This is a genomic window from Caulobacter sp. DWP3-1-3b2 (genome assembly GCF_049896325.1).
Lineage (GTDB): Bacteria > Pseudomonadota > Alphaproteobacteria > Caulobacterales > Caulobacteraceae > Caulobacter.
In genome coordinates, this window is the sequence record NZ_JAFCUB010000051.1 from 1 (window position 1) to 21233 (window position 21233).

A 21233-nucleotide genomic window follows, 5' to 3' on the forward strand; every position below is an offset into this window, starting at 1 on the left:
TCAAAGACTGGCGGCGCGTCGCAACCCGCTACGACAAACTCGCCGCCATCTTCGCCAGCGCCGTCTTCATCGCCGCAATCATCATCTGGTGGGCTCAATGAGTCTGGACCCTAGCGCGCCTTTGGCTCAGATTGAATCGGCATTCAAAATCTTCCGTCTCCCCGGCGAAGGCCGGGGCCCAGGTGAAACCACGAGAGGCTCTGGATCAATCTGGCTCCCGGCCTTCGCCGGGAAGACGGGGAATAGGAGCGATGCACCTGTGTAAACCAAACGCGCTCTGAGCTGAGCGGCGCCCGCCTGCCCCATCCCGTCGCCAAGCCCCAGCACGGCCAGAAGCCGGACGCCGACTGCCTGAAGATCCCGGGACGACGCACGTTCGATCCCCGCCCCGGGCGTTGAGTCACAGCTCCAGGAACGCCTCGAAGCCGCCGAAGATCATCCGTTTGCCGTCGAACGGCATGTTTGCCATGTAGCCCTTCAGGCGCTCGTCGGCCATCACCTTGGCCATGATCTCGTCGCGGGCGGCCTTGTCGCGATAGGTGATCCACGAGAACACCACGACCTCGTCCTCGCTGGCCTGCACCGCGCGCGGGAACGAGGTGACCTCGCCGTAGGGCACGTCATCACCGAAGCACTCGACGTAGGACAGGGCCCCGTATTCCATCCAGACCTGGCCGCCGAGGCGAGCCATTTCCTTGTAAGCCTCGATCTTGGCCTTGGGGACCGCGATCACGAAACCGTCGACATAAGACATGACGTTCTCCTTTGCTGTGTTGACCAAGGACGTGCGAGGCGGGGTCGCTCCTACTTCAACCGCCGACCGCCCTTCGAGTGCCCCGCCGTCATCGGATCCGGCTTCTTGGGCGGGATCCAGCCCTCCGGCGGCACATAGCTCGACTGGTTGGTGCCCAGTCCCATCTTTCCCGGCTCCTGGCGCTTCAGGTAGGAGGCCTGGGGCGCGCCGGCCTCCGGTTGCTCCATCACCCGCAGGTCGCGGCGGATCAGGTCGATGCGATCGCGCAGGGCGGCGGCGGTTTCGAAGTCCTCGGCCGCGACAGCCTGGGCCATCTCCGCCTCCAGCTCGGACAGGTGGGTTTGGGACGGCATCGCGGGCTCCGGCGGCGGTTCACGACCATAACGCGCAGGCTTGAGATCGGCGAACGCCAAGCGTAAGCCCTAGCCGTGTCTTTCGTGCAGCCCGAAGCGCCCGTTCGCGGGACCCGCCTGATCTCCCTGGCCGTCGCCAGCGCGCTGCTGATGGAGTTCATCGACTCCACCGCCCTGTCGACCGCCCTGCCTACCCTGGCCCGGGCCTTCAGCGTCGACCCCATCCACCTGAAGCTGGCCCTGACCTCCTACATCCTGGCCCTGGCGGTGTTCACCCCGGCCAGCGGCTGGGCGGCGGAGCGGTTCGGGGCGCGGCGGGTGTTCATGACCGCCATGGTGGTGTTCCTGGCCGGCTCGGCCCTGTGCGGCCTGTCGCGAAGCCTGGAAACCCTGGTCGCCTCGCGCATCGTCCAGGGAATCGGTGGGGCGATGATGACGCCGGTGGCGCGGCTGATCGTCGTCGGTGCGACCCCCAAGGACAAGCTGATCAAGGCCATGGGCTGGTTCACCATGCCGGCCCTGATCGGCCCGCTGGTCGGCCCGCCCCTGGCCGGCCTGGTGCTGAGCGTCGCCGCCTGGCCGTGGATCTTCTACCTCAATGTCCCCATCGGCCTGCTGGGCATGACGGCGGTGATGCGCTTCGTGCCCAAGAGCCAACCCCAGGAGATGGGCCGCTTCGACTGGCTGGGCTTCACCCTGTCGGCCGTGGCGATCAGCGGCCTGGTGGTAGTGGCCGAGACGGCGGGACTATCGTTGTTGCCGCTGTGGGGCGTGGCGCTGGTGCTAGCCTTGGCGATCGGATCGGGCTGGCTCTACCTGCGCAAGGCCAAGGTGACGCCCAAGCCGATCCTCGACCTGGGCTTGCTCAAATATCGCACCTTCCGCGCCAGCCTGGTGGGCGGGGCCTTCGTGCGGCTGGGCATCGGGGCCAGCCCGTTCCTGATGCCGCTGCTGCTGCAGGTAGCCCTGGGTTGGAGCCCCCTGAAGGCCAGCATGGTGACCTTGGGGACGGGCGTCGGCGTACTGATCGCCCGCCCGTTCGCCGCCGCCGGCCTGAAGCGCTTCGGCTTCCGCACCTCGCTGGCGGTGTTCGTCACCGCGACCGCGATTCTGACCGCCGCGCCGGGCTTCTTTCGGCCTGAGACGCCGATGCTGCTGATGGCTGGAACCCTGTTCCTTGGCGGCTTCGCGCGCTCCAACCAGTTCATCGCCGCCAACACCATCGCCTATGCCGACGTGCCCCAGGCCCAGATCGCCGCGGCCTCAACCCTGTCGGCGGTCGCCCAGCAGGTGGGCCTGGCCCTTGGCGTCAGCTTCGGCGGCCTGATGCTGCACCTGGCCCGCGGCCACGGCGCCCACCTGACGCCCGAGCGCTTCGTCTGGCCCTATATGGCGATCGGGGTGGTGACTCTGCTGGCTCTGCCCGTCTATCTGCGGCTGGACCGGGACGCGGGCTCGGAACTCAGCGGGCGGGCGCGGACGGTGGGGCCGCTTACTGATTTGGCCCCAACGCCCGCCCATCCCGACCGTTCTTCGCTCGACTAGGGACGGACGCTATATCCGTCCGTTGGCGCGATCCACAGCACGGTGGTCGTCATCGCAGGCGCCGGCTGTCCATCGAGCGTGGCCGAAGCCGACATCGCCCCATTTCCCTGCAGATAGTAGGTGCAGATTTCCTTGCCGAGAATGGGGGCCATGGCTGCCAAAAGCTGCTCGCGCACCTTGGCGGATACAGCCGGATCGGCCGTCTTCCCGCCCACAAAAACCTCCGCGTCATGGAAATCCGAGAGCTGGCCGCAAACCGCGCCCGATTTCACGATCACCGGTTCCGCCGTCTTCAGTGTCACCACTGGCGACGACGCGATCAGCACCTCGGCAGTGTTGATGATGGTCCCGTCGGCCTCAAAGACATAGCCGGCGAGGGACTGGCAGGTCTTGGCCGACAGGTTGGGCGCATAGCACTGCTGCATCCCCTTTCGCGCCAGCGCCAAGGGGTCGGCGTCGGCCGAGGCGGCGGCCTGAACCGCCGCCGTCAGGATCAAGGCCAACATACCTAAACCTCCGTCTTCAGATAGATCTCAGACCCCTGTTCCCGGAACTTGTCGCTCATCTCAGCCATGCCCTGCTCGATGGAGTTCGGCGCTAGTCCAGCCGCGAATTCGCGGACTTCGTGGCTGATCTTCATCGAGCAGAACTTGGGACCGCACATCGAGCAGAAGTGCGCGGTCTTGTGCGCCTCCTTGGGCAGGGTCTCGTCGTGGAAGGCCCGGGCGGTCTCGGGGTCAAGGCCCAGGTTGAACTGATCCTCCCAGCGGAACTCGAACCGCGCCCGGCTGATGGCGTCGTCCCACATGGCCGCGCCGGGGTGACCCTTGGCCAGGTCGGCGGCGTGGGCGGCCAGCTTGTAGGTGATGACGCCGGTCTTGACGTCGTCGCGGTCGGGCAGGCCCAGGTGCTCCTTGGGCGTCACGTAGCAGAGCATGGCCGTGCCGAACCAGCCGATCATCGCCGCCCCGATCGCCGAGGTGATGTGGTCGTAGCCAGGGGCGATGTCGGTGGTCAACGGGCCGAGCGTGTAGAAGGGGGCCTCGTGGCAGTGCTTGAGCTGCTCATCCATGTTGGCCTTGATCTTGTGCATGGCCACGTGGCCCGGCCCTTCGATCATCACCTGCACGCCGTGCTTCCAGGCCACCTTGGTCAGTTCGCCCAGGGTGCGCAGCTCGGCGAACTGGGCCTCGTCATTGGCGTCGGCGGTCGAGCCTGGACGCAGGCCGTCGCCTAGCGAGAACGACACGTCATAGCTGCGCATGATCTCGCAGATGTCCTCGAACCGCTCGTAGAGGAAGTTCTCCTTGTGGTGGGCCAGGCACCACTTGGCCATGATCGAGCCGCCGCGCGAGACGATGCCCGTCACCCTCTTCGCCGTCAGCGGGATGAAGGGGAGCCTGACGCCGGCGTGGATGGTGAAATAGTCCACCCCCTGCTCGGCCTGTTCGATCAGGGTGTCGCGGAAGACTTCCCAGTTGAGGTCCTCGGCCACGCCGTTGACCTTTTCCAGCGCCTGATAGATCGGCACCGTGCCGATCGGCACGCTGCTGTTGCGGATGATCCAGTCGCGGATGTTGTGGATGTTGCGGCCGGTCGACAGGTCCATCACCGTGTCGGCGCCCCAGCGGGTGGCCCAGACCAGCTTGTCGACCTCGTCGGCGACGGTGCTGAGCACCGCTGAATTGCCGATATTGGCGTTGATCTTGACCAGGAAATTGCGGCCGATCGCCATCGGCTCCAGCTCGCCGTGGTTGATATTGGCCGGAATGATGGCCCGGCCGCGCGCCACTTCCTGCCGGACGAACTCGGGCGTCACGAAGTCGGGGATCGACGCGCCGAAGTCCTCGCCATCGCGTACGCAAGGCCGGTCCTGCTCGCGGCGCAGGTTCTCGCGGATGGCGACATATTCCATCTCGGCGGTAATAATCCCGGCCTGGGCGTATTCCAGCTGGGTGACCTTCTGGCCGGCGCGACCCTTGAAGATCGGCCGCTTGGCCATGAACCGCGGGGCCAGGTGCTTGCCCTGGGCGAAGCCGTTGTCCTCGGGCTTCACCTCGCGGGGGTTGAGCACCAGGTCGCAGTCGCCTCGAGCGATGACCCACGGCTCGCGCGAGCGTTCCAGGCCCTTCTCGATGTCGATCACCGCATGGGGGTCAGTGTAGGGGCCCGACGGGTCATAGATGGTGACCGGCGGCTCGTTGGCGCTGGGGTGGACGGCCACCTCGCGGAATGGCACCCGGATGTCGGGAAACAGGCTGCCGGCCTGGTAGACCTTGCGGCTGCCAGGGCGCTCGCCCGTCGGGATCGCGCCGCCAATCTTTTCCTTAAGAAGGGGGGCGTCCTTGATAGGCAGTTGGATATTCATGGTCGGGCGCTCCTCAAGCGTTAAGGAGACCCGGACGTGTCGCGCTAAGTCGGTGTGCGAGCTTGGTTTTCGCCAAGACCGCGTTCCCTCCCTTCGCCGGCATGACCCGGATCAGGTTCGACGGGTCAGGGCTTACGCCCAATCTCAGCCGCGCAAGCGACCCCCCGGTGAACAGGGGGACACTAGGCCGGTTGACGCGGGGGTCAAGGGCGGCCGTGCGTCCTTCGAGGCCCGCTGCGCGGGCACCTCAGGATGAGGAGCTCTGTGGCTCTGAAGTCCTCATCGTGAGATGCGAGGCGCAGCCGAGCCTCGAAGGACGCAACGCGCCTAGAGCGTTCCCGCCGAGAACGTGTCGCAGGCGCCGGGATCACCGGCGTCATAGCCCTTGCCGAACCACTTCATGCGCTGGGCCGAGGAGCCGTGGGTGAAGCTGTCGGGCATCACCCGTCCCTGGGTCTGTTCCTGGATGGCGTCGTCGCCGACCGCCGCGGCCGCGCCCAGGCCGTCCTCGATGTCGGCGCGGTTGATGGCGATCTTGCCGCCCGAGGCTTCCGGCGCGTGCTTGGCCCAGACGCCGGCATAGCAGTCGGCCTGAAGCTCCAGACGCACCGAGCCGCTCTCCGCGCCGCGCGCGCCCATGCGCTGGGCCTGGTCGGAAGCGCCGGTCAGGGTCTGGACGTGGTGGCCGATCTCGTGGCTGATCACATAGGCACGGGCGAACTCGCCCTTGGCGCCGAACCGTGTCTCAAGCTCCTTCCAGAAGGCCAGGTCCAGATAGACCTTGTGGTCGGCGGGGCAATAGAACGGCCCCATGGCTGATTGGCCAGTGCCGCAGCCGGTGGCCGTGGACTGGTCATAGAGCACCACCGCCTCGGGCGGCGTGTACTTGATGTTGTGCCGCGCCAGGACCGGACCCCAGACGTCATCGTTGGAGGTCTCGACCACGTCGATGAACTGGCCTTCCTGGTCCGTCACCTGGCCGCGAGCGCCCTCCTGGGCGGCCGGCTGCTGAGCGCCATTGACGGCGTTCATCGTCGTTTCCGGCGGCACGCCGAACACGAAATAGCCAATGATCGCCAGCACCACCGCGCCAATGCCGCCGCCGGCCACGCCGACCGGCCCCAGACCGCGACGGTCCTCGATATTGCCCGAGCGGCGTCCCCCACCCCATTCCATGCGATCGTTCTCCGTGTTGATTATTGAGCAGGCCTGATGGCGCTCAGGCGGGCGCTGCTCTGCGCCAAGCGGGCGTCGGTCAAGCGGTCCATGCGCTCGGCCTGGGCGGCATAGTCGTCGGCCGAGGCTCCGCGCGGTGGAGCAGCCGGCAGGGTCGGGCGCAGGCTGGGCGAAACCGGCGTGGTTGGCGTCAGCGCCAGGTCGCGCAGGGTCAGCTGGGTGGAAAAACGGCCTTGGGCGGCGGCGGCTTCGCGCTGCACGCCCAGGGCGTTCTGTTGGGCGATATCCTGTTGCTGCACGATGAGGTTCTGATCGCGCAAGGTCCGCAGGTCGACCTGCGCCAGGGCCGGGCCGCCGACGGCCAAGGCCGCCATCGCGGTCGTCGCCCAAAATCGAGCCTTGCTCATCTCGCGCTCCAGTTTCGAGGTCCCGATCGTGGCGCGCAAGGCGTCGTGGTCAAGGTCGCTTGACGGTGAAACGCGCCAACTCCTTTTTCGGCGCATCCCAGGCGGGATCAAGTTCCAACGCCTTGGAATAGTCGCGGTAGGCGGCCGTGACGTCGCCGAGGTTCTCATGGGCGATGGCGCGATTGTAATACGCCTTTTCCGGATCCTTGACCCCCAGGGCCAGGCCTTGGTCGATCTGGCTCAAGCCCTCATCATAGCGCTGGGTTCCGACGAAGGCCGCGCCGCGATTGACGAAGGCCTCGCCCAGGTTCGGATCGATCCTGGAAGCGGAGTCGAAATCACTGACAGCGCCGTTGAAGTCCCGCTGGCGCATGTAGAGCACGCCGCGATTGACATAGGTGCGGGCCCTGTCTCGGAAGTTCAGGGTCTCGATGTCCAGCGCAACGGTGCAGGTGGTGACCGAAGCCTTGTCGGCGCGGCCGTTGAGCGCGGCGTTGGAACAATCCTTGGCCGCGCCGCCGCCGATGATCAGGGTCGAGGCGTGGGCGGTTCCAGCGGCAAGGACTGCGGCGGCGACAAGAACGGTGGACCGGATCGAACTCATGGCGTTCCTCCCAAAGGCGCGCGGCCTTCTGGCGGGGGCGCGGCGGGGGGCCGTCGCGTGCCCGACTTCACGAGGAAGCCACGCCGGGCCGTGCTTTTCTGCGCCCGACCATAGCACGACTGCGCGCGAGGCTGTAGGTGGATCGACGACCGCCGGTTCCCTCAGCAGAGACGCCTCGCATGCACCTGGCCCGCTTCCCCCGCGCCCGTTTCGCCCACCTGCCCACGCCGCTGGAGCCCCTGCCCCGCCTGGGCGCCGAGCTCGGCGTCGACCTGTGGGTCAAACGCGACGACTGCACCGGCCTAGCCGGCGGCGGCAACAAGACCCGCAAGCTGGAGTTCCTGCTCGGCGAGGCCCTGGCCCAGGGCGCCGACACCCTGGTCACCCAGGGCGCGGTGCAGTCCAACCACGTGCGCCAGACCATCGCCGCCGGCGCGCGCCTTGGCCTGAAGAGCGAGATCATCCTGGAGGAGCGCACAGGCTCCAAGGCGTCGGACTACATCGGCAACGGCAACGTCCTGCTCGACCGGCTCATGGGCGCTTCGATCCGCTTCGTGCCGGGCGGGACCGACATGGTGGCCGAGCTTGAGGCCTCGGCCGAGGCAGTGCGTCAGCGCGGCGGCAAGCCCTATGTCATCCCCGGCGGCGGCTCCAATACGGTCGGCGCCCTGGGCTATGTCGACTGCGCCCGCGAGTTGGTGGTCCAGGCCGACACGATGGACCTGAAGATCGATCGCCTGGTCACAGCCACCGGCAGCGCCGGCACCCATGCGGGCCTGGTGGCCGGTTTCGCGGCGCTCAGCGTGGACGTCCCCATCCTTGGCTTCGGCGTCCGCGCGCCCAAGGCCAAGCAGGAGGAGAACGTCTTCAACCTGGCCGTCGCCACCGCCGAGACAATCGGCGCAGCGGGCCGGGTGACGCGCGAAATGGTGATGGCCGACTGCGACTATGTCGGCGCCGGCTATGGCCTCATCGACCAGGGCGTCATCGACGCCCTGACCCTGGCGGCCCGCACCGAGGGCCTGCTGCTGGACCCGGTCTATTCCGGCAAGGCGATGAAGGGCCTGATCGACCAGGCCCGCAAGGGCGCGTTCGCGGGCGAGCGGGTGGTCTTCCTGCACACCGGCGGCGCCCAGGGGTTGTTCGGGTACCAGAGCGAGATGGAGGCGGCGCTTGTCTAAGACCCTGGGCGTCCTCGGCGGCATGGGCCCCGCCGCCACGCTGGACTTCCTGGCCAAGCTGCAGGCCGCAACGCCGGTCAACCGCGAGCAGGATCACCTGCGGGTGCTGGTCGATATCAACCCCAAGGTTCCCGACCGCAACAACAGCGACGCCGCCGCCGGCCCGGTGCTGGCCGAAATGGCCGTGGGCCTGCGCGACGCCGGCGCCCAGGTGCTGGCCATCGCCTGTAACACCGCCCATGCCTATGCGGCCGAGGTGAAGGCCAGCGGCCTGCCCCTGGTCGATCTGATCGAGACTGCCGGGCTCGCCGCCCAGGCCGCGGGGGCCGAGCGGGTCGGCGTGCTGGGCACAAACGGCGCCCTGGCCCTCTATCGCCGCACTTTTTCGCATCAGGCGCTGGAGGCCGTGACCCTGGACGATCACGAGCAGGTGGAGTTCATGGCCCTGCTCTATCGCGTCAAACACGGCGACCTGGGTCCCGACAGCCGCGAAACCATGGCCTCCCTAGCCCACCGCTTGGTCGGCAAGGGCGCGCAGGTCGTCGTCGCGGGCTGCACGGAAGTGCCTTTGGTAATGGGCGCGGCCGATCTGAGCGTGCCGTTCATCGACGCGACGGAGGCCTTGGCCAAACGCTGCGTCGCGGTGTGCCTGGCCGCTGATTAGGCGCTATTCGCCGTCGAGATGGGCGAAGCTGCGAGCCTCGGCCTTGATGGCCACCTGGGCGCGGACTCCCTCGTCAAAGAGCGCGCTGGCATAGTCGAGGGCGGCCTTATAGGCGGCCTCCTGGTTTGAATGGCGCGACAGCACCTGGCCTTCGCGTTCGACCGCCCAGTCGAACGGTTTGGTGACAACCAGGATCGAGTCCATGGCCTACTCCTGATCGCCGGCCCCAACGCCGTAATGATCCCCCTACGGACCATTGATGCCCGATTCCGCCACCGCGCCTATGCAGAGCGGTACAGTTTGCGCGCGAAGGCGCTACTTTCGGCCTTAATGGCCGCAACAGCCGCCTTGGCCGCCAGTCGAGCCGCCGCCGTGGCCGCCGCCATGCCCGCCGCCGCCGTAGCGGCCGCCGCCTGACACCGAGACGCTGGACGACGCGCTACCGCTGGCGCTGCTGCTGGCCGAGGCGCTGGTCCCGCCGCCCGACCAAGCGCGGCCGCCACCATAGGCCCCGCCACCGTAGGACTGGCCGCCGCGACCGCGAGTCGCGCCATAAGCCAGGGCCGCGCCGGTGGCCAGGCCGGCGCCATAGGCCGAGCCGCCGCCGTAGGATTGGCCGCCGCCATAGCCGGACTGGTACCGGCCGTCATAGGCTTGGCCGCCGTAGGCTTGGCCGCCATAGTTGGACTGGTCATAGCTATGGTCGCCATAGGCCTGACCGCCGTAGCTGGACTGGCCGCCGACCCAGCCGCCGCCGAGCCCGGTACGGGCCGTCGTGCCGCCGTAATAGTAGCCGCCGCCGGCGAGCGCGCCGCCCTGGTCGCTATAGCCGCCACTCTCGCTGTAGCGTTCCGAGCTGGACTCGTAGGTCTGTTCCGAGCGCTCAAAGCCCTGGGCGACCTGGCCATAGGTCCGCCCGCGATCCCGATAGCCACGATCATCATGGGCGCGGTCATCGTCGCAGTCGCAGCCGGGACGCACGACCGTCTGCTGACGATCGACATAGACCGGACGATCGATCGGCACTTCAACGCGGCGCTCGATGATGCGATCGACGGGGCGGTCCACATAGACAGGACGATCCACGGGCACTTCGACGCGCTTTTCGACGACGCGCACCACGGGCACCTCGACCCGCTTCTCGATGATGCGATCGACCGGGCGATCGACATAGACGGGACGGTCGACTGGCCTTTCGACGATCTTGACGACCGGAACCTCGACCCGCTTCTCGACGATGCGGTCTACCGGGCGATCGACATAGACGGGACGGTCAACGGGCACTTCGACCCGCCTTTCAATATAGACCGGGCGCTCGACGACCTTGACCCGGGCGGACGGCCGGGGCGCGGGCTTGCGAGCGGGCGCCGGCTTGGGCGCGGGCCGGGTGATGGGTGTGACGTGCGCGGGATAGCCGTCGGCCAAGGCGGCCGAGGCCGGCGCCAAGGCGGCGAACGTCAAGCTCGCGGCTCCGACCAGAAGGATTGTCTTCGGGTTCATACTCAACGCCTTTTTTCCGACCAAGCCGCCACGCACCTCGCGGACGCGCCCCCGATGCGTGTCCGAAAAGCGTCCCATTCTGGGTCGCGACAGGGTGTTGGGAGCAAGGCTCGGACCAGTCCAGAATTCCGCTCGTCCGGGCAAAATCCTAGAGGCCGAAGATCCGCCGCAGCCATTTCGGGACATGGCGCGGATGCTCCACCTCGCGATTCTCGTCTGGAACATCGTGCAGGCGCCCCTCGGGCGCGCTGTCCTTCGCGATCAAGCCCGCCTTCAGGCCGCTGGTCATGAAATCCTTCCATATCCGGGCCGGGATGTCGCCGCCGACCACGCGATTCATCGGCGAGTGGTCGTCATTGCCCACCCACACCCCGAGCACCAGGTCGCCGCTAAAGCCGACAAAGAGCGCGTCGCGGTAGTCCTGGGTGGTGCCGGTCTTGCCATAGGCCCGCTGCGGCAACCGCGCCGCGCGGCCGGTGCCTTCCTGGACCACGGCCCCCATCAGGTCGAGCAGTTCGGCCCGCATCGCCGGCTCCAGCGGTTTCGTCTGGATCGGTGCGGCAAGCGGACGACCGTAGGGTTGGATCGGCATCTGGCCGGACGCCACGGCTGCGTAGGCGCTGGTCAACTCCAGCAGGTTGGTCTCGGCGGTGCCCAGAGCCAGGGTGGCGTCGTCCTCGCGCAGCGGCGAGGTGATCCCCAGGTCGCGCGCCGCCCGCACCACGGCCTCGCCGCCGGCCTGCTGGTACACCCGGGCGGCAATGATGTTGTTGGACTGGGCGAAGGCGTCGCGCAGGGTCAGATCGCGCCCGCCGCCGCCCTCGTAATTGGCCGGCGTCCAGCCGCCGATCGTCACCGGTTCGCCCACCACCAGGTTGTCCGGCGTGGCGCCGTCGCGCAGGGCGGCGAGGTAGACGAACAGCTTGAAGGCGCTGCCCGGCTGACGCTGGGCCTGAACGGCGCGGTTGAACGGGCTCTGGCGGTAATTGCGCCCCCCGACCATCGCCACCACTCTGCCATCGGGCCGCATGGCGACCAGCGCCACCTGGCTGTCCTTGGCCTTGCCCGACGCCTTCAGCACCCGCGCCACCGCCTGCTCGGCCTGGCGCTGCAGCCGGCTGTCCAGGGTGGTTGGCACGCGGACCTCGCCATAGGCCGCGCCATCGAAGGCCGACTTCACCTGGGGCGAGATCCAGTCGGCGAAATAGCCTCCAACGGGCAAGGCGGCGCGGGCCACCTGGACATTGACATGGCCGGCGTCCTTGGCCTGCTGGGCCGTGATCACCTTGGTCTCGACCATGGCGTTGAGCACTAGCCGCGCCCTGCGGCCCGCCGCCTCGGGATGATCGACGGGATCCAGATCGACCGGCGCCTTGACGATCCCGGCCAGGATCGCCGCCTCGCCGATGCTCAGTTGCTCTGGTGCCTTGCCGAAATAGTGCCGGGCGGCCGCGCCCAGGCCATAGACCCCGTCGCCGAAATAGATGCTGGACAGGTAGCGCGACAGGATCTGGTCCTTGGACAGCCGCAGTTCCAGCCACAGGGCGATCATCGCCTCCTGGCCCTTGCGGCGCAGGCTGCGCTCGGGCTTGAGGAAGGCGTTCTTGGCCAACTGCTGGGTGATGGTGCTGCCGCCCTGCACCGTGCGATGGGCCTTGGTGTTGACGACAAAGGCCCGGGTGATGCCGATCGGGTCGATGCCAAGGTGGTGGTAGAAGCGCCGGTCCTCGATAGCCAGGAAGGCCGCTGGCACGTGCTTGGGCAGCGCCTTGATGACCACCGGCGCCTCCTTGTAGGCGCCGCGCCGGGCGAAGGGCTGGCCCTGGTTGTCGAGCAGGATGATCGCCCGGCTGGGCAAGGGTTCCAGGGCCCGCGAGATCGGCAGGCTCGCCCCCAACCAGACCAGCAGGATCAACAGCGGCAGCAAGGCGCCCGTCGCTGCGCCGACCAGGATGCGATGCCGGACCACAAAGGCGCTCAAGGCCAGCCAGGCCGCCTTCAGCCGGGCGTTCCAGTCCTCAGGGATCATCAGCGACGCGCCTCCTCGGCTCAGCGCCGCTCAAGCTTGCAGAACGGGTTGAGAGGCTGGGGGTTCATTCGCGCCGTCCGTCGCGCGAACTTCCCGCCTCGGCCGGTAACTGCATGAAGGCGTCGACCTTGTCCAAGGCCGACAGCGGCGAGCTGATTCGGCAGTGCAAACCCTCGGCGCGATAGTCGACCTCGACCTGGCCGCCCAACTCGCCTGGTAAGGCGAGCTCGACGATCCGCGAGCCGAAACCGCGCCGCTCGGGCGGCCGCACGGCGGGACCGCCCTGCTCGGTCCAGTCGATGTTCAGCCGATCGCCGCCCTCCACCGCCCAGTGGATATCGACATGGCCGCTCTCCACCGACAGGGCGCCGTACTTCAGGGCGTTGATCGCCAGTTCGTGAAAGGCCAGAGCCATCAAGACAGCCGGCTTGGGCGAGACCATCAGGTCCTCGCCTGTGATGGTCAGCTGGCCGGCGTGGCCGCGATAGGGGGTCACCGAACCGTCGATGATCTGGCGCAGGCTGGCGGCGGACCAGTTCTTGTCGGTCAACACATTGTGTGTCGCGGCGATGGCCATCAGTCGGCCCTCGAACGCGTTGCGCACGGCCACGTCGACGCCCGCGTTGCGCAGCGACTGGCTGGCGATCGACTGGATGGTGGCCAGGGTGTTCTTGACCCGGTGGTTCAGCTCATTGACCAGCAGTTGGCGCTGCAACTCGGAACGCATCTCGCCGGTGACGTCGCGCGAGGTGGCCAGCACCCTGGTCACGCGGCCAGCCTCCAGGATCGGCGAGACCGTGGTGTCCCACCAGCGTGGCTCACCCTTGGCGGTTGGGCAGAAGGCGCGAAAGGCGCTGGCTTCGCCGTCCATCGCGCGCAGCAGGCCCGCCTCGACCAAGGCGCGGCTGTCGCCGGGCCACATGTCGGGCCAGTATTTACGGCGGTTGCGGCCCTCGAAATCGTCGATCTCGAACAGGGCCTGACCCTGGGCGTTCATGTATTCGACGAAGCCATCGGCGCTGATCACCCGGATGCAATCGCGGCTGGCCTCGACGACGCTGAGGAAATAGGCCCCCGCGCGTTCCAGAACGGCCTTGTCCGATCCCTCGTCCGCCACCCGGGTCTCCCTGCACGCGCCCATGATCACCGGCTGGCGCGGCAATTCAAGCGATGCATGTATCGAAACGCGGTTTATCTGAAAGCGTGGGCGAGGCGGGTCAGCCCGGATGGTCTTCCCGACTGGCTTCCAGCATGCCGACCAAGGCGGCCGACAGGCGCGAGGTCTGGGCCATGCGTCGCAGGGCGTCGCGAGCGTGATCGCTGTCGGCGATCTCGGCTTGCCGCTCCAGGCGCTCGGCCTCGTTCAAGTGATCATGTTGGCTAGGCATGGCGAATATTTACGGGGGATGAACGGGCCGTCCTATGTGACCACTGGTCGCATAACAGTGTAAATTCACGCAAATACAGCGCCTTAGCCCTGCCACCGGTGTCAGAAAAATCAAAACGGCCCCAGGTCATTGCTGACCTGGGGCCGTCGTCCTGTTCCCCAACAGGACGGCGTCGCGGGCTGCCAAATCTGGCGCGGCGGTGTCGCCTCAAAAACCAATGGCCCGTTCTCGCCGAGCACGAGCCGACGTGCAACGCGGCGACCTGTCACAGGATGACGCCGGCGTCATCTAACCTTGCTATGTCAAAAGACACTGGTCAAGTCATGACACCGGTATCATAACTTCTCGAACAACGCGCCGACCAACGGCGGCAAAGGTATCGGCGACGCGGACCAGGAGGAAACCAGGGGACCAGAAGGCTTATGAGCCCTCACGCTCCGCCTCCACGCCCAGATCGCCGCGCCCTAGCGTCGCGGGCCTGACGCCTGGGATCCCTCGGAGTCACACCCATGCCGCTAAGCCCGCTGACGCGCCGCCGCCTGCTCGCCACCACCACCGCCACCTTCGCCGTCGCCGCCGCCATGGCCCCGCTGAGGGCCCTGGCCCAAGGCGTGGCGCCGTCGAAAGACCAGGTGCTAGCCACCATGAAGAAGGCCTCGACCTTCATGGCCGAGAAGGCCGCCTATGAGGGCGGCTATGTCTGGAGCTATCTGCCCGACTTCTCGCGCCGGTTCGGCGAGATGGAAGCCTTCCCAACCATGATCTGGGTCCAGCCGCCCGGCACGGCGACCATGGGTCACCTGTTCCTCGACGCCTATCACGCGACCGGCGACGAGTACTATTACCAAGCCGCCGCCAAGGCCGCCGGCGCGCTGATCAAGATCCAGCACCCAGCCGGCGGCTGGAACTATATGGGCGACCTTGCCGGGCCGGCGTCGCTGCAGAAGTGGTACGACACCATTGGCAAGAACGGCTGGCGGCTTGAAGAATTCCAGCACTATTACGGCAACGCCACCTTCGACGACGAGGGCACCGCCGAGAGCTGCCAGCTGGTGCTGCGCATCTACATGGAAAAGAAGGACAAGGCCTTCAAGCCTGCCCTGGACAAGGCCATCAAGTTCGTCCTCGACAGCCAGTATCCGAACGGTGGCTGGCCCCAGCGCTTCCCGCTATCGGGTGGTTTCGAGAACAAGGGCCATCCGGACTATACCGGCTACATCACCTTCAATGACGGCGTCGTCGACGAGAACATCAAGTTCCTGCTGATGGTCTGGCAGACCCTGGGCGACAAGCGGGTGCTGGACCCGATCCAACGCGCCATGGACATCTATATCGCCGCCCAGCAGCCGCAGCCGCAACCGGGCTGGGGCCTGCAGCACACCGTGGCCGACCTCAAGCCGGCCGGCGCGCGCACCTATGAGCCCAAGGCCTTCGCCAGCCACACCACGGCCGGCAACCTCGAAAACCTGATGGACTATTACCAGCTGACGGGCGACCCGAAGTACCTGGCTCGCGTTCCGGAAGCCATCGACTGGCTGGCCAGCCTGAAGCTCAATGACAAGATCGCTCCGGGCAAGCCGCGTTACCCCACCTTCATCGAGATCGGCACGGGCGACCCGCTGTACGTGCACCGCCGCGGCTCCAACGTGTTCAACGGCGAATACTTCGTCGACAAGCACTGGGAGAACACGATCGTCCACTACTCGTCGTTCAGGGCGGTCAATATCGACAAGCTGCGCAAGCGCTACGCCGCGCTGAAGGCCACCCCGCCCGAGGTGGCCAGCAAGGACTCGCCGCTGAAGGGCGGCCGCCGTCCCCTGCCCCGCTACTTCACCACCAAGGACATCTCGGTGTCCGACCTTAATGTCGGCGCCCTGAAGACCAGCGACAAGACCACCGACGCCGACGCCGCCAAGCTGATGGCCGAGCTCAACGCCGAGGGCTGGTGGCCGACCGAGATGAAGGCGGTCAGCAACCCCTATATCGGCGACGGCTCGACCACGGTGACTCCGGGTGAGTTCTCCACGACCCGCGTGGGCGATCCCACCGACACCTCGCCCTACATCGCCGACGTGCCCAAGCCGGGCATCTCTACCGGCGCCTATATCGAAAACATGGCGGCGCTGATCCGCTATCTGGGGGCTTAGGTTTGGAATGGGGACACGCGCAGGCGCGTGTCCCCAAACGCTAGAGCATTTTTCGAGCGAAGTGGTTCCGGTTCGCGTGAAGAAAAATGCTTCAAAACAAAAGATTAGAGCTCACGGCCTGACGCAGTCAGGTCGGGAAATGCTCTAGGCCAGCACCTTGCGCATGAACCAGCGCGGATAGATCGGTTCCGATCCGTCCAGTTGGCCGAACACCTCGAAGCCCAGGCGTTCGTAGAACGGGCGGGCCTGGAAGGCGTAGGTGTCGAGCCACATCAGGTGGCAGCCGCGCCCGCGGGCCTCGGTCTCCCCGCGCTGCATCAGGCTCGTGCCCATGCCCATGTGCTGCAAGTCCTCGGGCACCACCAGCATGTCCACATAGAACGCGCCCCACCGCGACTGTCCCCACAGGCCGCCGCGCACCGTCGTGTCGCCGGGCGCCGTGATCAATAGCGCGAAGTCGTGGTTGTCGGGCGGGCCGACCGCGTCGGTCGTGGTCGCGCGCAGGACCTTCAGGCCTTGCTGATAGGAGGCTAGCGACGGCTTGTCGGTCTCGCGGATCACGGGGGTGAAGGTCATGGGAGACGCTAGCCCAGATCTCCTCACCCATGAAACGGGGGAGGTGGCTGCGAGGACTGATCTTGATCCCACGCCGAGGGTGGCTAGGGTGTGTCAAACACCCGTTCGAAAGCCACCGCCCATGACCGACGCCTTCATCTGCGACGCCATCCGCACGCCGATCGGCCGCTACGGCGGGGCGTTGTCGAGTGTACGGGCCGACGACCTAGCGGCGATCCCGTTGGCGGCGCTGATGGCCCGCAACGGCGGCGTCGACTGGGGCGCGCTGGACGACGTGGTGCTGGGCTGCGCCAACCAGGCCGGCGAGGACAACCGAAACGTGGCCCGCATGGGGGCCCTACTGGCCGGTTTGCCCGCGACCGCCAGCGGGTCGACCATCAACCGGCTGTGTGGCTCGGGCTTGGACGCCCTGGGCGTGGCCGCGCGGGCCATCAAGTCGGGCGAGGCCCAGTTGATGATCGCCGGTGGCGTCGAGAGCATGAGCCGCGCGCCCTTCGTGATGGGCAAGGCCGACAGCGCCTTCTCGCGCAACGCCGAGATCTTCGACACCACCATCGGCTGGCGGTTCGTCAATCCGGCCATGCGCAAGGCTTACGGCGTCGATTCCATGCCCGAGACCGCCGAGAACGTCGCCACCGACTGGAACGTCAGCCGCGCCGACCAGGACGCCTTCGCCCTGCGCAGCCAGGCCCGCGCCGCCACCGCCCAGGCCAGCGGCCGTTTCGACGCCGAGATTGTCCCCGTCACCCTGCCCCAGCGCAAGGGCGACCCGGTGGTTGTCAGCAAGGACGAGCACCCGCGCACCACCACCATCGAGGCGCTGTCGGCGCTGAAGCCCATCGTCCGTCCCGACGGCACGATCACCGCCGGCAACGCCTCGGGGGTCAATGACGGCGCCGCCGCCTTGATCGTCGCCTCCGAGGCCGCCGTGAAGGCCCACGGCCTGACGCCGCGCGCCCGGGTGCTGGGCGTGGCGGCCGGCGGGGTCGAGCCCCGGGTCATGGGCATCGGCCCCGTGCCGGCGACGCGCAAGCTGCTGGCCCGGGTGGGCCTGTCGATCAACGATATCGATGTGGTGGAGCTCAACGAGGCCTTCGCCGCCCAGGGCCTGGCCGTGCTGCGCGACCTGGGCCTGCCCGACGACGGCGACCACGTGAACCCCAACGGCGGCGCGATCGCCCTGGGTCACCCCCTGGGCATGAGCGGGGCGCGGCTGGGCCTGACCCTGGTCGAGGAACTTCACCGGCGCGGCGCCCGGTATGGCTTGGCGACCATGTGCATCGGCGTCGGCCAAGGCATCGCCATGGTCGTAGAGCGCGTTTAGGGCCTCGCCTCTTCCTCTCCCCACGCGCTAAGCATCGTGGAAGATCAAGGAGGACCAAGATGGACAGCGCAACGATCCGCCGTCGAAGCCTGCTGGGCGCCGCCGGACTGCTGGCGGCTAGTCCCCTAGACGCCCTGGCGGCGACAGCTAAGCCGCGCGTGGTCATCCAGACCAATCACGGCGCCATCGTGGTCGAGCTGGAAACCGCCAAGGCCCCAATCACCGCCGGCAACTTCCTGCGCTATGTGGACGCCCACAAATACGACGGCGGCACGATCTATCGGGCGGCGCGCACCAAGGGCGTCAAGGGCGCGGGGACGATCCAGGGCGGACCCGCAGCTCGGGCCCGGCGTTTCGCCCCGATCGCCCATGAAAGCACGCGGACAACCGGCCTGAAGCACAAGGCCGGGACGATTTCGATCACTCGCAATGCGCCCGGCACCGCCACGGCCGACTTCTTCATTTGCGCCAATCCCCTGCCCTATCTCGACGCCCATCCGGGCGCGCCTGGCGACAACCAGGGCTTCGCGGCGTTCGGCCAGGTCGTCGAGGGCCTGGCGATCGTCAAGACGATCCTGGCCCTACGCAGCGACGGTCCCGCTCCCGTGCCGGCGATGAAGGGCGAGTTCCTGAACCCCCCGGTTCAAATCCTCAGCATGAAACGGGCCGCCGCATGATCCGCGCCTTCGCCCTGGCCTTGCTGGTCCTGGCGTTGCTGGCCACACCCGCCGCCGCCCAGACCTTGAAGGTCACTGGCGGTGAGATCGCCGCCACCCCCGCCGCGCCTGACGGCGTGCGCGTCTACAGGGGCCTGCCCTACGCCGCCCCGCCGACCGGCGAGCGCCGCTGGAAGCCGCCGGCCCCCGTCCAGCCCTGGACCGGCGTGCGTCCCGCTGACGCCTTCTCCCCCAACTGCCTGCAGCCCAAGCGCTACGCCGACCTTGACCCCTTCACCCCGTCGATGAGCGAGGACTGCCTATATCTGAACGTCAGCACCGCCGCGAAGCCGGGCCAGGCCCTGCCGGTGTTCTTCTGGATCCACGGCGGCGGCTATGGCGCGGGGTCGGGCGCCGAGCCGCGTCACGACGGCGTGGGTCTGGCCCGCAAGGGCGTGGTGGTGGTGACCATCAACTATCGCCTTGGCGCCTTCGGCTTCCTGGCCCATCCCGAACTGACGGCCGAATCGCCGAACCACGCCAGCGGCGACCAGGCCCTGGCCGACATGATCGCCGCCCTGCGCTGGGTGCGCGACAACGCCAAGACCTTCGGTGGCGACCCGAACAACGTCACCATCGCCGGGGAGTCGGCGGGATCAGACGCCGTCAGCCGACTGATGATCTCGCCCCAGGCCAAGGGCCTGTTTCACCGCGCCATCGGCGAGAGCGGCTCGGCCTTCGGCATGCTGGGCGATGACAAGACCCTGGCCCAGGGCGAGGCGGTGGGCGTGGCGTTCGGCAAGGCCCTGGGCGGCCAGACCCTGGCTCAGCTGCGCGGCCGCTCGTCGGCCGAGATCCTGGCCTTATGGGTCGCGCCCGACACCGGCCTGAACTTCGGCCCCCTCCTCGACGGCTGGATCCTTCCGGCCTCCGCCCCCGCTACCTTCGACGACCACCAGCAGTCGGACGTGCCGCTGCTGGTCGGCTGGAACCATGACGAGGGCAGCCTGATGGAAGGCGGCGTGTTTGGCGCCAAGGCCCTGCAGCAGGTGCTGGCCGAGCGCTTCGGCGCGCGGGTTGGCGAGGCCCTGGCGCTTTATCCGGCCGATCCGGCCGCCACGGCCCAGGCCTCGCGGGTCATGTATGCCGGCGACCTGTGGATGGGCCTGCCAACCTGGCGCTGGGCCACGGCCCAGTCCCGCACAGGCAAGGCGCCCGTCTATGTCTACCGCTTCGACCATGCGCCCAAGACGCCGGACGACTGGTTCGGGGCGAACAATCGCGGCAAGAGCTTCGGCGCCTTCCATTCGGCCGACATCGTCTATGTGTTCGACCACCCGGAGATCCTCAAGACCTGGACGGTGGACGCCGTCGATCGCCGCGTGGCCGACCAGATGTCGTCCTATTGGGTGAATTTCGCGCGGTCTGGCGACCCCAATGGCCCGGGCCTGCCACCGTGGACCGCCTACACGCCTGAGACGTCGCCGAAGAAGATGCTGATCGGGCCGGAGACGCGGCTGGTGGCCGATCCGGACATTGCCCGGCTGCGGTTGCTGGAGAGCGTGGAGAAATAAAGTCCCACCCCTGTGGGGGAGGACCTACTTTCCCGTCGCCTTGGTCGCATTTTCCAGGGCCGCCCGCCGCGTCGCAAAGCCTTCGTTGGCCGCCGCCTCTTCGGCCTCCAGCGTCCCGCGCCGCTCGGCGAAGGCCACTTCGGAGGCCTCGGCCTCGTCCTCCAGCGCCTTCAGTTCGGCCCGCAGCCCGGCCAGCGCCTCGGCCCGCGCGGTCTCCGCCTTGGAGGGTTTGCGGCGGGCCTTGGCCGGCAGGGCCTTCAGCGCCGCGCTCAATCCGCCGGCGAGCCGGGTGATCACCGTGTCTGGCGTGGCCACCGCGGCGTCGAAAGCGGCGCCCGTCTCGACCGCCTTGGCCGTGCCGTCCTTGAACAGGTCGCGGCCGATATCCCAGGCCTCCAGGGCCTTGGCGCGCGACGTCGTGGCCACCGTGTAGTCGTGGAGGCCGTCGGACCAGGAAAATACCTTGAGCTTGCGCGCCATGGCCTCGCAACGATCGACGCCGCCGTGGTGTTCCGTGCGGTCAAGGTCGGAACTCAGGGCCGCGTCTAAGGCTTTCCTTTCCATGCATTGGCAAGGAGCCAACATGGCCGACAAGATCAACAGCCCCGGCCGCGAGGCTAATGCCGCCCTACCCCTTGGCGACCGCCCAGGGCTGGTCTCCGAGCACGACACGGTGAAGACCGGTCACAAGGAACGCCGCACGGCGGGTCCCGACGGCGGCGACGCCGCCGAGGTGGGCGACACCTTTAAGAACAGTCCCGGCGGCAAGGTCTAGGGCATTTTTCGAGCGAAGTGGTTCCGGTTCGCGTGAAGAAAAATGCGTCAGAACAAAAAACTAGAGCTCACGGCCTGACGCAGTCAGGTCGGGAAATGCTCTAGGGTCAAAACCCAATCAAGGTATTGATTGAGCATTCTTGCTGTGATTCACTCTTTGGAACGGAGGTGGATCATGGCTGGAGAGTTCTGGTTATCGGATCGGCAGTGGGC

22 protein-coding genes, 1 pseudogene and 1 riboswitch are annotated in these 21233 nt (G+C 67.4%); of the genes and pseudogenes, 9 read left to right on the forward strand and 14 right to left on the reverse strand.

Features of this window, described 5'->3' with window-relative positions:
* Positions 1–101 (forward strand): annotated as a pseudogene (locus tag ACP7AG_RS20295) (IS5/IS1182 family transposase); the annotation flags it as partial.
* Between the two features lie 299 nt (positions 102–400).
* On the opposite strand, the gene ACP7AG_RS20300 reads toward ACP7AG_RS20295, so the two are convergent.
* Both ACP7AG_RS20300 and ACP7AG_RS20305 read right to left on the reverse strand, forming a co-directional pair.
* The gene (locus tag ACP7AG_RS20300; RefSeq protein ID WP_426012749.1) at positions 401–754 is read right to left on the reverse strand and encodes a DUF1428 domain-containing protein; all 354 of its coding nucleotides are present in this window, start codon (positions 752–754) and stop codon (positions 401–403) included.
* A 50-nt stretch (positions 755–804) separates the two neighbouring features.
* The gene (locus tag ACP7AG_RS20305; RefSeq protein ID WP_426012750.1) at positions 805–1107 is read right to left on the reverse strand and encodes a UvrB/UvrC motif-containing protein; all 303 of its coding nucleotides are present in this window, start codon (positions 1105–1107) and stop codon (positions 805–807) included.
* 75 nt (positions 1108–1182) lie between these two features.
* Between ACP7AG_RS20305 and ACP7AG_RS20310 the strand changes: the two genes are divergently transcribed.
* Positions 1183–2652, forward strand: a complete 1470-nt coding sequence (locus ACP7AG_RS20310) for an MFS transporter (protein WP_426012752.1) — start codon at positions 1183–1185, stop codon at positions 2650–2652.
* Here ACP7AG_RS20310 and ACP7AG_RS20315 read toward each other — a convergent pair.
* The 5 genes from ACP7AG_RS20315 to ACP7AG_RS20335 form a co-directional block, all read right to left on the reverse strand.
* Complete coding sequence (locus tag ACP7AG_RS20315; protein ID WP_426033152.1) at positions 2649–3158, reverse strand: hypothetical protein; 510 nt, start codon at positions 3156–3158, stop codon at positions 2649–2651. The genes ACP7AG_RS20310 and ACP7AG_RS20315 overlap by 4 nt on opposite strands.
* A gap of 2 nt (positions 3159–3160) precedes the next feature.
* Positions 3161–5020 carry a phosphomethylpyrimidine synthase ThiC gene (thiC, locus tag ACP7AG_RS20320; RefSeq protein ID WP_426033154.1) on the reverse strand — a complete coding sequence of 620 codons (1860 nt, stop codon included), beginning with the start codon at positions 5018–5020 and terminating at the stop codon, positions 3161–3163.
* 71 nt (positions 5021–5091) lie between these two features.
* Positions 5092–5197, reverse strand: a riboswitch (TPP riboswitch).
* 150 nt (positions 5198–5347) lie between these two features.
* Complete coding sequence (gene ypfJ, locus ACP7AG_RS20325) at positions 5348–6196, reverse strand: KPN_02809 family neutral zinc metallopeptidase (protein ID WP_426012757.1); 849 nt, start codon at positions 6194–6196, stop codon at positions 5348–5350.
* A gap of 20 nt (positions 6197–6216) precedes the next feature.
* Entirely contained in the window at positions 6217–6603 is a 387-nt protein-coding gene (locus ACP7AG_RS20330) for a hypothetical protein (protein WP_426033156.1), read from the reverse strand.
* Between the two features lie 49 nt (positions 6604–6652).
* Complete coding sequence (locus tag ACP7AG_RS20335; RefSeq protein ID WP_426012760.1) at positions 6653–7207, reverse strand: tetratricopeptide repeat protein; 555 nt, start codon at positions 7205–7207, stop codon at positions 6653–6655.
* Positions 7208–7386: 179 nt separating this feature from the next.
* Between ACP7AG_RS20335 and ACP7AG_RS20340 the strand changes: the two genes are divergently transcribed.
* Both ACP7AG_RS20340 and ACP7AG_RS20345 read left to right on the forward strand, forming a co-directional pair.
* Complete coding sequence (locus tag ACP7AG_RS20340) at positions 7387–8388, forward strand: D-cysteine desulfhydrase (RefSeq protein ID WP_426033158.1); 1002 nt, start codon at positions 7387–7389, stop codon at positions 8386–8388.
* The gene (locus ACP7AG_RS20345) at positions 8381–9052 is read left to right on the forward strand and encodes an aspartate/glutamate racemase family protein (RefSeq protein ID WP_426033160.1); all 672 of its coding nucleotides are present in this window, start codon (positions 8381–8383) and stop codon (positions 9050–9052) included. The genes ACP7AG_RS20340 and ACP7AG_RS20345 overlap by 8 nt, the downstream gene beginning before the upstream one ends.
* A gap of 3 nt (positions 9053–9055) precedes the next feature.
* Here ACP7AG_RS20345 and ACP7AG_RS20350 read toward each other — a convergent pair whose 3' ends face one another.
* From ACP7AG_RS20350 to ACP7AG_RS20370, 5 genes are all read right to left on the reverse strand, one after another.
* Positions 9056–9256, reverse strand: coding sequence for a hypothetical protein (locus tag ACP7AG_RS20350; protein WP_426012766.1), 201 nt, complete (start codon positions 9254–9256; stop codon positions 9056–9058).
* Positions 9257–9379: 123 nt separating this feature from the next.
* A complete protein-coding gene (locus tag ACP7AG_RS20355) occupies positions 9380–10552 on the reverse strand; it encodes an IMCp domain-containing protein (protein WP_426033162.1) in 1173 nt (390 codons plus the stop codon).
* Between the two features lie 148 nt (positions 10553–10700).
* Positions 10701–12581, reverse strand: a complete 1881-nt coding sequence (locus tag ACP7AG_RS20360; RefSeq protein WP_426033164.1) for a transglycosylase domain-containing protein — start codon at positions 12579–12581, stop codon at positions 10701–10703.
* Between the two features lie 64 nt (positions 12582–12645).
* Positions 12646–13698 carry a sensor histidine kinase gene (locus tag ACP7AG_RS20365; protein ID WP_426033166.1) on the reverse strand — a complete coding sequence of 351 codons (1053 nt, stop codon included), beginning with the start codon at positions 13696–13698 and terminating at the stop codon, positions 12646–12648.
* A gap of 100 nt (positions 13699–13798) precedes the next feature.
* On the reverse strand, positions 13799–13969 hold the full coding sequence (locus ACP7AG_RS20370; protein WP_426012771.1) for a hypothetical protein: 171 nt from the start codon (positions 13967–13969) through the stop codon (positions 13799–13801).
* A gap of 509 nt (positions 13970–14478) precedes the next feature.
* Between ACP7AG_RS20370 and ACP7AG_RS20375 the strand changes: the two genes are divergently transcribed.
* Positions 14479–16116, forward strand: coding sequence for a pectate lyase (locus tag ACP7AG_RS20375; protein WP_426033168.1), 1638 nt, complete (start codon positions 14479–14481; stop codon positions 16114–16116).
* Between the two features lie 144 nt (positions 16117–16260).
* Here ACP7AG_RS20375 and ACP7AG_RS20380 read toward each other — a convergent pair whose 3' ends face one another.
* Positions 16261–16692 (reverse strand): GNAT family N-acetyltransferase, encoded by a 432-nt coding sequence (locus ACP7AG_RS20380; protein ID WP_426033170.1) that lies wholly within the window; start codon positions 16690–16692, stop codon positions 16261–16263.
* Positions 16693–16813: 121 nt separating this feature from the next.
* On the opposite strand from ACP7AG_RS20380, the gene pcaF reads away from it, so the two are divergent.
* Genes pcaF through ACP7AG_RS20395 form a run of 3 tightly spaced genes read left to right on the forward strand, consistent with a single transcriptional unit; the run spans position 16814 to position 20246 of the window.
* A complete protein-coding gene (gene pcaF, locus ACP7AG_RS20385) occupies positions 16814–18016 on the forward strand; it encodes a 3-oxoadipyl-CoA thiolase (RefSeq protein WP_426033172.1) in 1203 nt (400 codons plus the stop codon).
* 59 nt (positions 18017–18075) lie between these two features.
* The gene (locus ACP7AG_RS20390) at positions 18076–18693 is read left to right on the forward strand and encodes a peptidylprolyl isomerase (protein WP_426012778.1); all 618 of its coding nucleotides are present in this window, start codon (positions 18076–18078) and stop codon (positions 18691–18693) included.
* Entirely contained in the window at positions 18690–20246 is a 1557-nt protein-coding gene (locus ACP7AG_RS20395; protein ID WP_426033174.1) for a carboxylesterase/lipase family protein, read from the forward strand. Before ACP7AG_RS20390 ends, ACP7AG_RS20395 begins: the two co-directional genes overlap by 4 nt.
* Before the next feature lie 24 nt (positions 20247–20270).
* Here the strand turns inward: ACP7AG_RS20395 and ACP7AG_RS20400 are convergent, their stop codons facing one another.
* Complete coding sequence (locus tag ACP7AG_RS20400; protein ID WP_426033176.1) at positions 20271–20810, reverse strand: hypothetical protein; 540 nt, start codon at positions 20808–20810, stop codon at positions 20271–20273.
* A 19-nt stretch (positions 20811–20829) separates the two neighbouring features.
* Between ACP7AG_RS20400 and ACP7AG_RS20405 the strand changes: the two genes are divergently transcribed.
* The gene (locus tag ACP7AG_RS20405) at positions 20830–21021 is read left to right on the forward strand and encodes a hypothetical protein (RefSeq protein WP_426012783.1); all 192 of its coding nucleotides are present in this window, start codon (positions 20830–20832) and stop codon (positions 21019–21021) included.
* Positions 21022–21233: the final 212 nt, after the last annotated feature.

Excerpts from the sequence above, each read along its gene's own strand:
- ACP7AG_RS20300 (WP_426012749.1), bottom strand. The coding sequence starts at position 754 with ATGTCTTATGTCGACGGTTTCGTGATCGCGGTCCCCAAGGCCAAGATC.
- ACP7AG_RS20305 (WP_426012750.1), bottom strand. The coding sequence starts at position 1,107 with ATGCCGTCCCAAACCCACCTGTCCGAGCTGGAGGCGGAGATGGCCCAG.
- ACP7AG_RS20315 (WP_426033152.1), bottom strand. The coding sequence starts at position 3,158 with ATGTTGGCCTTGATCCTGACGGCGGCGGTTCAGGCCGCCGCCTCGGCC.
- thiC (WP_426033154.1), bottom strand. The coding sequence starts at position 5,020 with ATGAATATCCAACTGCCTATCAAGGACGCCCCCCTTCTTAAGGAAAAG.
- ypfJ (WP_426012757.1), bottom strand. The coding sequence starts at position 6,196 with ATGGAATGGGGTGGGGGACGCCGCTCGGGCAATATCGAGGACCGTCGC.
- ACP7AG_RS20330 (WP_426033156.1), bottom strand. The coding sequence starts at position 6,603 with ATGAGCAAGGCTCGATTTTGGGCGACGACCGCGATGGCGGCCTTGGCC.
- ACP7AG_RS20335 (WP_426012760.1), bottom strand. The coding sequence starts at position 7,207 with ATGAGTTCGATCCGGTCCACCGTTCTTGTCGCCGCCGCAGTCCTTGCC.
- ACP7AG_RS20340 (WP_426033158.1), top strand. The coding sequence starts at position 7,387 with ATGCACCTGGCCCGCTTCCCCCGCGCCCGTTTCGCCCACCTGCCCACG.
- ACP7AG_RS20350 (WP_426012766.1), bottom strand. The coding sequence starts at position 9,256 with ATGGACTCGATCCTGGTTGTCACCAAACCGTTCGACTGGGCGGTCGAA.
- ACP7AG_RS20355 (WP_426033162.1), bottom strand. The coding sequence starts at position 10,552 with ATGAACCCGAAGACAATCCTTCTGGTCGGAGCCGCGAGCTTGACGTTC.
- ACP7AG_RS20360 (WP_426033164.1), bottom strand. The coding sequence starts at position 12,581 with ATGATCCCTGAGGACTGGAACGCCCGGCTGAAGGCGGCCTGGCTGGCC.
- ACP7AG_RS20370 (WP_426012771.1), bottom strand. The coding sequence starts at position 13,969 with ATGCCTAGCCAACATGATCACTTGAACGAGGCCGAGCGCCTGGAGCGG.
- ACP7AG_RS20375 (WP_426033168.1), top strand. The coding sequence starts at position 14,479 with ATGCCGCTAAGCCCGCTGACGCGCCGCCGCCTGCTCGCCACCACCACC.
- ACP7AG_RS20380 (WP_426033170.1), bottom strand. The coding sequence starts at position 16,692 with ATGACCTTCACCCCCGTGATCCGCGAGACCGACAAGCCGTCGCTAGCC.
- pcaF (WP_426033172.1), top strand. The coding sequence starts at position 16,814 with ATGACCGACGCCTTCATCTGCGACGCCATCCGCACGCCGATCGGCCGC.
- ACP7AG_RS20390 (WP_426012778.1), top strand. The coding sequence starts at position 18,076 with ATGGACAGCGCAACGATCCGCCGTCGAAGCCTGCTGGGCGCCGCCGGA.
- ACP7AG_RS20395 (WP_426033174.1), top strand. The coding sequence starts at position 18,690 with ATGATCCGCGCCTTCGCCCTGGCCTTGCTGGTCCTGGCGTTGCTGGCC.
- ACP7AG_RS20400 (WP_426033176.1), bottom strand. The coding sequence starts at position 20,810 with ATGGAAAGGAAAGCCTTAGACGCGGCCCTGAGTTCCGACCTTGACCGC.
- ACP7AG_RS20405 (WP_426012783.1), top strand. The coding sequence starts at position 20,830 with ATGGCCGACAAGATCAACAGCCCCGGCCGCGAGGCTAATGCCGCCCTA.